Below are 12,583 nucleotides of genomic sequence, written 5' to 3'. Positions count from 1 at the left end.
GTGACTAAACAAAACGATCTTTTCTTACACTTATTAAAGCAAATTAAGTTTCCAGAAAACTTTGATGATAATGATATTGTCAAAGCTGGTGAGATTGAAAACGTGGATGTATTAACCAATGAGAGAAAGTGGCAAATCCACGTTTTTTTTGCTACACCACTGCAATTTGATACATATAAGTTATTATTAGATGCTATAAAATCCGAATTTGATTCTATTGTTGATGTAGATTTATTTGTCAAAACTTCTGATGGAAAGGCACTATATTTACCACAGTATTGGCAACATGTAGTGCAAAATTCGCCAGCTTTATCTGTAGTAGTTAAAAAATTTCTACAAAATCAAAAACCAGTATTGGAAGATGGAAAATGGTATATTCCTAGCCAAAATCAGGTTGTAGATAATTTAATTAATGAAAAAATTCTGGCTGAATTGAATGAAGAATTTAGAAAATATGGCTTTTTTAATATTAAGTTTGCCACACGAGTAGATTCTCAAAGCATTGATGAAGATTTTAAGAGCTTAGAAGAGCAACAACTTCAGCATGATCAAGCTATGAGCAAGCTTTATAATGATGCTCCACCTGTTCCTAAGAGTCATACCCGTGTTAAGACTAGTCATGCAGGTAAAGATAAGGTTGACAGCAAAGCAAAGTTCACTCAAATGAAAGAATTAGAAGATGGTACTTCTAATGTTGTCATTGAAGGACATATCTTTAGTATTGATATCAGAGAGTTGAAGTCTGGAAAGGCGATATTTACTGGCGAAATTACTGACTACACGGATTCTATTAGTTTTAAGAGATTTATTTCTAATCCTGATGACATTGATTTCTATAAGGGAATTAAACCAGGCGTATGGGCACGTATGCAAGGGTCTGCCGCAGACGATCAATGGCAGCATGAAGTTGTTTTTAATATTAGAAATATGGAATTAATTGAACATGTCGGTCGTCAAGAAGAATATAAGGGCGATAAGCAGCGTGTTGAATTACATCTGCATACTAATATGAGTCAGTTAGATGCAACGGATAGTCCGAGTGACTTTATTAAAACAGCCAAAAAATTTGGTCAAACAGCAATTGCAATTACTGACCATGGAGATGTACAATCCTTCCCTGAAGCTTATAGTAGCGGTAAGAAAGAAAATATGAAAATCTTGTATGGTTATGAAGCTAATATGATTGATGATCATGCCTTATTAGTTTTAAATCCAGCAGAAATGGATTATCGAAACCGCGAATATGTAATATTTGACGTTGAAACAACTGGGCTTTCTTCAGTTTATGACACAATTATTGAAATTGGTGCTGTAAAGATGAAGAATGGAGAGGTGCTTGAGCGATTTGATAAATTTATTAATCCCCATCATCCCTTAAGTGATGCAACTATTAATTTAACTTCAATTACAGATGAAATGGTAAGCAAAGCTGATGATGAAGCAGTTGTAATTAAGCAATTCAAAGATTTTTATGGTGATAGACCCCTATGTGGACATAATGTTCAATTTGATGTTGGCTTTGTAAATGCTGCTTTAAGACGTGCTCAGCTAGATGAAATATCTCAACCAGTAGTTGATACTCTTGAAGTGTCTCGTCTTCTACATCCAGAACAGACACGTCATACGTTAGATTCTTTAGCCAAAAAGTATAATGTAACTCTTGAGCATCACCATAGAGCTAATCAAGATGCAGAAGCTACAGGATATTTAATGTTCAAGCTACTTGACGCATTTTATGATAGATTTAATGAACCAGATTTAGGTAAGATGAATGATTATGCCAAATATGGGCAAGTTTATAAGCGTGCTCGACCAAGTCATATGACTGTTTTAGCGTTAAATCAAGCGGGCTTAAAGAACATGTACAAGTTAGTATCTGTTGCAAGTACTAAATACTTCTATCGTGAGCCTAGAACCCCTAAGTCTGAATTGAGAAAATATCATGAAGGACTATTATTTGGAAGTGGATGTTTAGAAGGCGATGTTTTTGTAGCTATGATGCAAAAAGGCTACGATGAAGCGCGTGAAAAAGCTAGGTTTTATGACTTTCTTGAAATTCAACCACCTGAAACTTATAAAATGCTAATTGAAGATCAATTAATTAAAGATGAGTCTGAGTTACAAGAGATCTTAACTAATATTTATAAATTAGGAAAAGAGCTTAACAAGCCTGTCGTTGCAACCAGTGATAGTCACTATGTAGAACCTCATGAAGAAATATATCGTAAGATTTTAATTGCATCGCAAAAACGTAATCCTAATAGAAACAAAGATCTGCCAAATTTATATTTTTATACAACTCAAGAAATGCTTGATGCATTTGAGTTTTTAGGCGAAGATGCGGCAAAAGAAATAGTTATTGATAATACTAATTTGATTGCTGATAAGATTCAAGAAATTGCTCCGATTAAGAGCGGTCTATATCCACCGCATATTGAAAATGCGGATCAAGAGATGAAGGACTTGACTTATAATAAGGCATATGAATTATACGGCAACCCTTTACCAAAAATAGTTAAAGACCGCATTGATATGGAACTTAATTCAATTATTTCTAATGGTTATGCAGTTATCTACTTAATTTCTCAAAAACTAGTGGCTAAATCTAATAAAGATGGTTATTTGGTAGGATCACGTGGTTCTGTTGGATCTAGCCTAGTAGCTACTATGTCAGGTATTACCGAGGTTAATCCGCTGCCGCCTCACTATCGTTGTCCAAAATGTAAATATCATAAATTTTTTGAAAATGGTGAGTATGGCTCTGGCTATGACTTACCAGATAAAGATTGTCCTGAATGTGGTACTCCATTGGTTAAAGATGGTCAAGATATTCCATTTGCAACTTTCTTAGGGTTCCATGGTGATAAAGTTCCTGATATTGATTTGAATTTCTCAGGAGATTACCAGCCTGTAGCTCATAATTATATTAGAGTTATGTTTGGACCAGACAATTCATATCGTGCCGGAACTATAGGTACTGTAGCTGATAAAACCGCATATGGTTATGCAAAACACTATGAAGATGAAAATGGACTTGAATTGCGAAATGCAGAGCTTGATCGTCTAGCTGCAGGAGCAACTGGAGTAAAGCGAACTACTGGTCAACACCCAGCTGGTATTGTTGTTGTGCCAGATAATATGGATATTTATGATTTTACCCCGGTGCAATATCCTGCTGATGATACTAATGCTGCTTGGTTGACAACGCACTTTGATTTCCATTCTATTCACGATAATATATTGAAGTTTGATATTTTAGGACATGATGATCCAACGATGATTAGAATGTTACAGGATTTATCAGGAGTTGATCCACTAACAATTCCACCAGATGATCCAGGCGTTATGTCGCTGTTTTCTGGAACTGACATTCTAGGAGTCACACCAGAACAAATAGGCTCACAAACAGGTACCTTAGGTGTCCCAGAATTTGGTACTAGATTTGTACGAGGAATGCTGGAAGAAACTAAACCAACTACTTTTTCAGAGCTTTTACAGATTTCTGGTTTATCACACGGTACTGATGTTTGGTTAGGGAATGCTGAAGACTTAATTAATAAGGGTGTAGTTAGTCTAAAGGATGTCATTGGATGTCGTGATAACATTATGATGGACTTAATTCACTGGGGAGTTAAACCTGAGGTTGCTTTTTCTACAATGGAATCTGTTCGTCATGGTCGCGGAATCGGCGATGAAGATATGGCAGTTCTAAAAGAGAATGATAATATTCCAGATTGGTATATTGATTCATGTTTAAAGATCAAATATATGTTTCCTAAGGCTCATGCTACAGCTTATATTTTAATGGCATTGAGAATTGCTTGGTTCAAGGTTTATTATCCGGTAATTTACTACACTTCTTACTTCTCTGTTAGGGCAGATTTGTTTGACTTAGTGGCAATGAGTCATGGCAAAAATAGTGTTAAAGCTGCTATGCAAAAAATTCAAGACGAAGGCATGGACGCTTCTGCAAAAGATAAATCATTACTAACAGTTTTGGAAATAGCTAATGAATGTTTAGAGCGAGGAATTAAAATTAAAATGGTTGATATTGATCATTCAGAAGCAACTGATTTCAAAATTATTGATGATCATACTATTTTAGCACCATTTAATGCAGTACCTGGATTAGGGGATAATGCTGCACGCCAAATTGTAGCGGCTCGTACAGAACAGAAATTTTTGTCTAAAGAAGATCTATCTACTCGTGGCAAAGTGTCTCAAACAATTATGGAATACTTTGAAAATAATGGTGTGTTAGATGGAATGCCTGATCAAAATCAACTTTCACTTTTTTAATACTTCAAGATTTACAATTCAAGCTAAATATGGTATTCTAGCAATGAAGTTCGAATAGCTAATTCGAGTGAGCAGTAATGCTCACTCTTTTTATTACGGAGGAATAAAATTGGCAAAAATTACCGAGATTGTTTCTAATATGGTTACTCCCCTAGCTGAAGCCCGTGGTGATGAGTTAGTAGATGTTGAATACGTAAAAGAAAAGTCACAATATTATTTACGTATTTATGTGGATAAAGTTCCGGGAGGCATCGACATTGAAGAAATTGCTAATTTGAGTGATATTGTGTCTGAAAAGCTAGATGAACTTAATCCCGATCCTTTTCCAGTACCATATATTTTAGAAATTTCTTCTCCTGGACTGGAACGTCCAATTAAGACTGAGGCAGATTGGCAACGTGCTAGAGGATCATATATTCACGTTGGCTTATATAAAAAAATTGATGGAAATAAAGTTTATGAGGGAACTTTAAAGGATTTTGATCACAATACTGTAAATTTAGAAATTAAAATCAAAACTCGTAAAAAAGAAATAGAAATTCCCCGTAGTGCGATTGCCAATATCCGCTTTGCAATCGAATTTTAGAAAGGATTGATCAAAAACTTATGGCAAATGAAATGGTTGAGGCTTTTTCTATCTTAGAGAAAGAAAAAGGCATTAAACAAGAAGTTATTGTCGATGCTATTAAGGCAGCCTTAGTAGCAGCATACAAAAAGAATTATAATCAAGCTCAGAATGTAGAAGTTGTTTTTGATGAAAAGAAGGGATCTTTTAGAGTCAATGCAGTTAAAACTGTTGTAGAAGAGGTCCAAGATAGCCGCCTTGAAGTAAGTCTAAAAGATGCTTTAGAAATTAATAGAGCCTATGAATTAGGTGATGAAATTAAGTTTGAAGTAACACCTAAAAACTTTGGACGGTTAGCAGCACAAACTGCCAAGCAGGTGATTATGCAGCGCTTACGTGAAGCTGAAAGAGAACATATTTATGCTGAATACTCACAATATTTAGATGAAATTGTGACTGGGATTGTTGAAAGACAAGATAATCGCTTTGTTTATGTTAAAATTGGTAAGGTTGAAGCAGTTATGCCTCCTCAAGATCAATTAGATGGTGAAGTTTACAATCCTCAAGACCGAATTCGTGTGTTAGTTAAGAAGGTTGGCACAGACTCTAAGGGTGCTCAAATCGTTGTATCTAGAACTGCCCCAGATTTAGTGAAGAGACTGTTTGAACAAGAAATTCCTGAAGTTTATGATGGAACTGTACAAATTGTTTCTATTTCTCGCGAAGCTGGAGATCGTACAAAGATTGCCGTTAAGAGCGATGATCCAAATGTAGATCCAGTAGGTACTTGCGTTGGTCCTAAAGGTTCACGTATCCAGAATATTGTTAATGAATTAGGTGGCGAAAATATTGACGTTGTAAAATATGAGGAAGATCCCTCTGATTATATTGCCAATGCCCTTAATCCTGCGGAAGTAATTGCAGTGCAATTTAGTGATGATGAATCTGAAAAGAATGCTCTAGTAATTGTGCCTGACTACCAACTCTCATTAGCAATTGGCAAAAAAGGTCAAAACGTTCGCTTAGCTGCAAGATTAACCAATTATAAGATTGATATTAAACCAGAATCGCAAGTTGAATTTGTAGATGAAGCCAGCACAAGCGAAGAAGATAAATCTACTGCTGAAGCTAACAATGCAGAATTAGACCAAGAAGATAATTCAGAAGTTAGTGAAGATAAAACAGAAGAATAAGGATAGGTGATTTTCTTTGAAAAAAAGAAAGATTCCAATGCGTAAAGATCTTTTGACCAACACGATGGCTCCTAAAAAAGAATTAGTAAGAATTGTAGTTGATAAAGAAAAAAATGTTTACGTAGATCCAACTGGTAAAAAGTCCGGGCGCGGAGCATATGTTTCTTTAGAGCCAGAAAAAATTGCAGAAGCGCAAAAAAATAGAGTTTTAGAAAAAAGTTTAGGAACAAAAATTTCTGACGATTTCTATAAAGAGCTTTATGCATATGTGGACCACCAAAAGGCAAGAAAAGAATTGTTTGGTGATGAATAACTTTGCAAAGTGATAAATTAGTTTTAAATTTTTTAGGTTTGACACAGCGTGCAGGAAAGCTAATTAGTGGCTTTGATGCAGTTAAGTTAGGATTAATACACCGCAAGTTAAAAATTATTTTTATTGCTTCAGATTTAAGCAAAAATACTAGAGATAAGCTAGAATTTTTAAATCGTAAGCAAAAAATTTTTGTTTGTGACTTATTTACTGCTGACCAACTTACTAGTGCTTTAGGAAAGAAGAGAAAGATAGTTGCAATTGCTGATCCTGGCTTTAGTCAAGCTATAATTAAAAAATTAAATAAAGGAGTGTGATTTGATGGCTAAAAAGAGAATTTATGAAGTAGCAAAAGAATTAGGCATCGATAATAAGGCCGTTGTTGATAAGGCAAAGGGACTAGGGTTTGATGTCAAAAGTCACATGTCCTCATTGGATGATGCGCAAGTTTCTAAATTAATGAGTAGCTTCAAGACTGCTAAATCATCAAAAGCTGAAAATAATCAATCCAAAGGAAAAAGTAAAATAAAAATTTCAGTTGGTGCGATTAGAAAACGAGATCATAAAGAAAAAAAGAAAAATGACAATCATAATAAAAATAAGCGTCATTTTAAGAATTCTAATGATCGCCGGCGGAATAATAAACATGAGCAAGCAGATAGTAATAGTCCGCGTCCAGCTGCTAGAGATTTATTAAAGCAATTTAAAAAGAAGCAACGTGCAGAAGCTGGGGAGCTTGATGCACAAGCAAGAATTTCACGTCAAAAATGGCATGAAGAACAAAATAAACCTAAATCAGCTCCTAATAAGAGCGTAAAGAAAGAGGAAAATCCTACGCGTAATCAGAGAAGACCAATTATAAAAGAAGGAGCCGAAGCTGTTAAAGCCCATGTAGAGGCAAGTAAAAAGCCAGTTGGCCCTAAAATTATTAAGCCATCTCCTGCTAGAAATAAACCAAAGGTAAAGAAAGTTGAGCGTGTCGCTTCCATTCCAACTCCTCCAGTTGAAAAGCCAGACTCTAAACCAAATAGAGCAAAAGACTTTAGTAAATCAAATAAGAAGCGTCATGATTCAGCTGATTATGAGCGTCAAAGAAATGAACGTTCTGACAAGGCACGTCGCCGTCGAAATAAGAAAAAGCAACGCACACAACATACTGAAGTAAAGAAGCAACCTACTCAAAGAAAAGAGCGTCCATTGCCAGAAGTATTAGTTTATGAAGAAGGTATGAATGCTCAAGATTTAGGTAAAATATTACATAGAGAACCAGCTGAAATCGTTAAGAAGCTATTTATGCTGGGTGTAATGACTAATCAAAATCAATCTCTGGATAAAGATACTATTGAACTTTTAGCAGCTGAATATGGCATTGAGTCTGAAGAGAAAGTTCATGAAGATATTTCTGATATTGATAACTTATACACTAAGGAAATGGAAGCTTCTAAAGAGTCTAAGAATCAAGTTAAACGTCCACCTGTAGTAACTATTATGGGACACGTAGACCACGGTAAGACCACTTTATTAGACCGCTTGCGTCATACCAATGTTTCTGAGCACGAAGCTGGTGGTATTACTCAAAGTATTGGTGCTTACCAAGTAAGACTGGACGATAGATTGATTACTTTCTTAGATACTCCAGGACATGCTGCATTTTCTAACATGCGTGCTCGTGGTGCAGAAATTACTGATATTGTCGTTTTAGTTGTAGCAGCTGACGATGGTGTAATGCCACAGACTATTGAAGCCATTGATCATGCTAAAAGTGCCCAAGTTCCAATTATTGTTGCTGTTAACAAGATTGATAAACCTGGTGCAAATCCTGATCATGTTATGGAACAACTAATGAAATATGGTCTTGTTCCAGAAGATTGGGGTGGTGACACAATCTTTGTAAAGATTTCTGCAAAGACTGGTGAAAATGTTGATGACCTGCTTCAAATGATCTTGCTACAAGCAGATGTGATGGAACTACAAGCAGACCCACAACAAAAAGCAATTGGTACTGTTGTCGAAGCTAGACTAGACAAAGGTCGCGGACCTGTAGCTGACTTATTAGTTCAACAAGGTACTTTAAAGATTGGTGATCCAATTGTTATTGGAGATACTTACGGACGTGTCCGTGTCATGACTAATGATAAAGGTCGTCGTGTTAAAAAGGCTACACCATCTACGCCAGTTGAAATTACTGGATTAAATGATGTTCCTTCATCAGCTGATAAGTTAGTTGTCTTTGATGATGAAAAGACTGCTAGAAGCGTTGGTGAACAACGTGCTAAAAATGCTCTTGAAAAACAACGCGAAAATGTACAACATGTTACTCTTGATAACTTATTTGACACAATGAAGAGAGAAAACATGAAAGAAGTTGACATTGTTCTTAAAGCTGATGTTCAAGGTTCTGCCGAAGCGTTACAGCAATCTCTTGAAAAAATTGATGTTGAAGGTGTTCGTGTAAATATCATTCACTCAGGTGTAGGTGCCATTAATGAGTCTGATGTTACTTTAGCTGGTGCATCAAATGCCTTCATTATTGGTTTTAATGTTCGTCCAACCGCAACTGCTAAAAGTCAGGCAGAAAGCGATAATGTCGATATTCGTTTATACAACATTATTTACAAAGCGATGGATGATGTTGAAGCAGCTATGAAAGGTATGCTTGAACCTACCTATGAAGAAAAAGTTACTGGTAGCTTAACTGTTCGTGAAACTTGGAAAGTATCTAAGGTAGGTACTATTGCAGGTGCATTTGTCGATAGCGGTTATGTAACTCGCGATTCAGGTATCCGTGTCATTAGAGATGGTATCGTTAAATATGATGGTAAAGTTGCTTCACTTAAGAGATTTAAAGATGATGTCAAAGAGGTTAAGCAAGGTTTCGATTGTGGTTTAACTATTGAAAACTTTAACGATATTAAGGTAGATGACCAATTAGAAGCTTACGAAATGCAAGAAGTGCCTGTTGAATAGATCAACGCTTTAGTAAAAAAAGGAAGGTACTATCTATGAAACATAGAATTGGGCGTGTAGAAGGCGAAATATTACGTGAATTAACTAAGATATTACGTAAAGATATTCGCGATCCACGTGTTGCTGATGTAACAATTACAGCAGTTGAATGTACTAATGATCTATCATATGCAACTGTTTACTATAGCTTATTATCAGATGACCCTAAAGTAGAGCAAGATACTGCAGCAGGCTTAGAAAAAGCTAAGGGAGTTATGCGGCACTTGCTTGGTCAAGTTCTTACTGTTTATAAAGTTCCAGAACTAATTTTTAAACGTGATACCTCTGTAGCTTATGGTAGTAAGATTGATAATCTAATTAGAGAAGTTAAAAAAGCTGATGAAGCTCGTAGAAAGCAAAATTAATAAAAAGCGCCGTAAGGCGCTTTTTTCATAAGAGGAGAAAAATATATGTTAAATGGAATTATTGTTTTAAATAAACCTCGTGGTATGACAAGTAGTGATTGTGTTTATAAATTGCGTAAAATCTTGCATATCAAAAAAATTGGTCATGCTGGCACTTTAGATCCAGAAGTTAATGGTGTATTACCAATTGCTATTGGACAGGCAACTAAGCTAATTGAATTAATGCATTTAAAACCTAAGTCTTACCTTGGTAAGGGAATGCTAGGGCAGGCAACTGATAGCTATGACTTAGATGGTAAAATTTTAGCTACTAAAAAAATTCTAGAGCCATTTTCTAGTAATGAAATTGAGCTGGTCATGAAGAAGTTGACAGGAAATATCAAGCAACTACCACCAATCTATTCTGCTGTAAGAGTTAATGGCAAGCGACTTTATGAATATGCTAGAGAGGGAATTGAGGTTGAACGTCCCGAAAGAGAAGTAAGAGTCTATAACTATACACTCACCTCTGATCCTATTTATGATTCTGAATTAAAAACAGAGAGCTTTAGTTTTTCTGTTAAATGCTCCAAAGGAACCTATGTCAGATCTTTGGTTAATGATTTAGGCGAGATTTTAAACGTACCTGCTGTAATGACTGAATTAACAAGAACGGAAAGTTCTGGTTATGATATGAGTCAAGCAGTAACTCTTGAAGATATTGAAGCAAATATCGATACTCCTAACAAATGGCTACAGTCAATTAATACATTTTTTTCTGATTTAACTAATATCGAATTATCTACTGAACAATTCTCACGTGTAAAAAATGGTGCAAGTGTTAGATTAAATAATGTGCCTGATATAGTAGCTTTAAGCTATAATGGAATAGTTAAGGCGATTTATAAGAAAAAAGGTAAAGAATATCGACCTGATTTAATGTTACTTAAAAATGAGTAGGTAGATTGAAATTGAAAACTATTACATTAAATTATCCATGGGATAAAGAATTAACTGATAAAAGTGTGGTATTAGCAGTTGGCTTTTTTGATGGCGTTCATCGAGGCCATCAAAAATTAATAAATGATGCTAAAGCAATTGCTCTAGAAAAAAATATACCGTTGATGGTAATGACATTTAATCATCATCCACAAGAATTATTTTCTAAAAATAAGATTAGTTATATTACTACTAATGAAGAAAAAGCACTCGAAATGGAAAAATTAGGTGTTGATTATTTAGTAATAATTAACTTTACTAGGGAATTTAGTCAGTTGAGTCCTCAAGAGTATGTAGATAATGTTCTTTTAAAGCTTAAGGTTGACACAGTTGTAGCGGGCTTTGATTATACTTATGGTCCAGATAAATCTGTAGATAATGTTCAAAATCTCCCTAAATTTGCTAAGGGAAAATTTAAAGTTAAAGTTGAACCTAAACAAACTTTTTATGGTGAAAAAATTGGATCAACAAGTATTCGACAAGCAATAAAAAATGGTAATTTCCCGTTAGTAAAGAAATTACTAGGTTATCCATATAAAATTAGCGGTGAAATCGTTCATGGATATCGTCGCGGCCATCAACTAGGTTTTCCAACGGCTAATTTAAAGATCAATCCTATAAAAGCGCTTCCTAAAGAAGGCGTCTATGCTACAAGGGTCAAAATTGATAATAAGTGGTATGAAGCAATGACCAATGTAGGGTATAATGACACTTTTGATAATAAAGAACTTACTATTGAGGCAAACTTATTTGACTTTAGTGAAGAAGCATATGGAAAGCAAATGACAATTGAATGGTATAAGTTCATGCGTGGTGAAATTAAGTTTGATAGCTTAGATGGATTAATAGACCAAATGAAGAGGGACGAACAGGATATTAAAGACTATTTTCAAGATAATTAGTAAGTAATCATTGTTTTATAATTGTAAAAATAATATTATTGCTTCAATTTAAAATATTTTTAGCACTTCCCTTGCATCAAATGCTAGGCATAAAAATAAAAATTCATAATTAGTAATAAAGCTTGGTATTACAGCTTTTTGACAATTATTTTAGTTTATTCATTTTGGTGATTAACTTAAAAAATTTCAATATTAGGAGCAATATTAAGAACAATATTAAACGATCAAAGATAGGACAATCAAAGAATTTTATATAAGGGTTCATTGAATTTTACAATGAGCCTTTTTATTTTGTGTCAGCGAAATATAAAGAGCATAAAATAATTAATGATAAAATTGTATTTACCTGTAATCATAAAAATAAAGCATGTGAAAGAGGTAGAGTATGCAGAACATAGCAACTATAGAAATAAATAAAAAAGAAACTATAAGGAATACTCTGGATTTTATAAATAATAAACTTCCAAGGCTAGCTAATTTCAAAAATCTAAAGGGTATCAACTATACAGGTGTAAAGGTAACCAATACACCTAAAGAAGATGCAGCAACGAATTACTTTTTAATGATTAAAGAAGCTAATGAACAATATGAAAGTGCAATAGATGCTGTAAATTTATGCACAGATACTCAAAGTAAGCCTTATAAACGGATTTTAAAAAGTGAAATTAATAATATTTCTCTTAGAAATAAAATCGTTAACAGTGGCTATGAGCAAAGCGCATACTATAAAAAAAGAAAAGAAGCTCTTTTAGAATTCGCTGATAGGTTCTTAATTTGTCAAGTAGCAAGGAACTTAGAAAATATTATAGACTTACACGCTTATAAAAATTAAAGGTGCATCCCTAACCGTTGAAGTAATGAAGGGATGCACTTTTCCACCTAAAGTCAAGTAATATCAATATTTTTAATAAATTTTCTTGTTTGGTTAGTTCAGTATTAATATCCAAATCAAAATTTTATAGAAA

The 12,583-nt window shown here is 34.4% G+C and carries 10 protein-coding genes; all 10 read left to right on the top strand.

Annotation, left to right across the window (positions count from 1 at the left end; translation table 11 throughout):
- The 10 genes from J2Z60_RS04380 (at window position 1) to J2Z60_RS04335 (ending at window position 12,450) form a co-directional block, all read left to right on the top strand.
- A complete protein-coding gene (locus J2Z60_RS04380) occupies window positions 1-4,299 on the top strand; it encodes a PolC-type DNA polymerase III (protein ID WP_209686464.1) in 4,299 nt (1,432 codons plus the stop codon).
- A gap of 109 nt (window positions 4,300-4,408) precedes the next feature.
- Window positions 4,409-4,885 carry a ribosome maturation factor RimP gene (gene rimP / locus J2Z60_RS04375; RefSeq protein ID WP_209686463.1) on the top strand — a complete coding sequence of 159 codons (477 nt, stop codon included), beginning with the start codon at window positions 4,409-4,411 and terminating at the stop codon, window positions 4,883-4,885.
- A gap of 20 nt (window positions 4,886-4,905) precedes the next feature.
- Window positions 4,906-6,057 carry a transcription termination factor NusA gene (gene nusA / locus J2Z60_RS04370; protein WP_209686462.1) on the top strand — a complete coding sequence of 384 codons (1,152 nt, stop codon included), beginning with the start codon at window positions 4,906-4,908 and terminating at the stop codon, window positions 6,055-6,057.
- A 16-nt stretch (window positions 6,058-6,073) separates the two neighbouring features.
- Window positions 6,074-6,370: an RNase P modulator RnpM gene (gene rnpM / locus J2Z60_RS04365; protein WP_209686461.1), complete on the top strand. Its 297-nt coding sequence runs from the start codon at window positions 6,074-6,076 to the stop codon at window positions 6,368-6,370.
- A gap of 2 nt (window positions 6,371-6,372) precedes the next feature.
- Window positions 6,373-6,684, top strand: a complete 312-nt coding sequence (locus J2Z60_RS04360) for a L7Ae/L30e/S12e/Gadd45 family ribosomal protein (protein WP_209686460.1) — start codon at window positions 6,373-6,375, stop codon at window positions 6,682-6,684.
- Window positions 6,685-6,688: 4 nt separating this feature from the next.
- A complete protein-coding gene (gene infB / locus J2Z60_RS04355) occupies window positions 6,689-9,334 on the top strand; it encodes a translation initiation factor IF-2 (RefSeq protein ID WP_209686459.1) in 2,646 nt (881 codons plus the stop codon).
- Between the two features lie 35 nt (window positions 9,335-9,369).
- Window positions 9,370-9,738 (top strand): ribosome-binding factor A, encoded by a 369-nt coding sequence (locus J2Z60_RS04350; RefSeq protein WP_209686458.1) that lies wholly within the window; start codon window positions 9,370-9,372, stop codon window positions 9,736-9,738.
- A gap of 45 nt (window positions 9,739-9,783) precedes the next feature.
- Window positions 9,784-10,677, top strand: a complete 894-nt coding sequence (gene truB, locus J2Z60_RS04345; protein WP_209686457.1) for a tRNA pseudouridine(55) synthase TruB — start codon at window positions 9,784-9,786, stop codon at window positions 10,675-10,677.
- A gap of 11 nt (window positions 10,678-10,688) precedes the next feature.
- Window positions 10,689-11,618 carry a riboflavin biosynthesis protein RibF gene (gene ribF / locus J2Z60_RS04340; RefSeq protein WP_209686456.1) on the top strand — a complete coding sequence of 310 codons (930 nt, stop codon included), beginning with the start codon at window positions 10,689-10,691 and terminating at the stop codon, window positions 11,616-11,618.
- A 385-nt stretch (window positions 11,619-12,003) separates the two neighbouring features.
- The gene (locus J2Z60_RS04335; RefSeq protein WP_209686455.1) at window positions 12,004-12,450 is read left to right on the top strand and encodes a hypothetical protein; all 447 of its coding nucleotides are present in this window, start codon (window positions 12,004-12,006) and stop codon (window positions 12,448-12,450) included.
- Window positions 12,451-12,583 lie beyond the last annotated feature (133 nt).

The organism is Lactobacillus colini, from assembly GCF_017874575.1.
In the GTDB taxonomy this organism is placed as follows: domain Bacteria; phylum Bacillota; class Bacilli; order Lactobacillales; family Lactobacillaceae; genus Lactobacillus; species Lactobacillus colini.
Note: the sequence above shows the minus strand (reverse complement) of the source record. Positions and strands in the feature narration are given on the sequence as shown.

Bases quoted from the DNA above. Each gene is read 5' to 3' on its own strand.
- truB (WP_209686457.1), top strand. From the start codon at position 9,784: ATGTTAAATGGAATTATTGTTTTAAATAAACCTCGTGGTATGACAAGT.
- J2Z60_RS04335 (WP_209686455.1), top strand. From the start codon at position 12,004: ATGCAGAACATAGCAACTATAGAAATAAATAAAAAAGAAACTATAAGG.
- J2Z60_RS04350 (WP_209686458.1), top strand. From the start codon at position 9,370: ATGAAACATAGAATTGGGCGTGTAGAAGGCGAAATATTACGTGAATTA.
- nusA (WP_209686462.1), top strand. From the start codon at position 4,906: ATGGCAAATGAAATGGTTGAGGCTTTTTCTATCTTAGAGAAAGAAAAA.
- infB (WP_209686459.1), top strand. From the start codon at position 6,689: ATGGCTAAAAAGAGAATTTATGAAGTAGCAAAAGAATTAGGCATCGAT.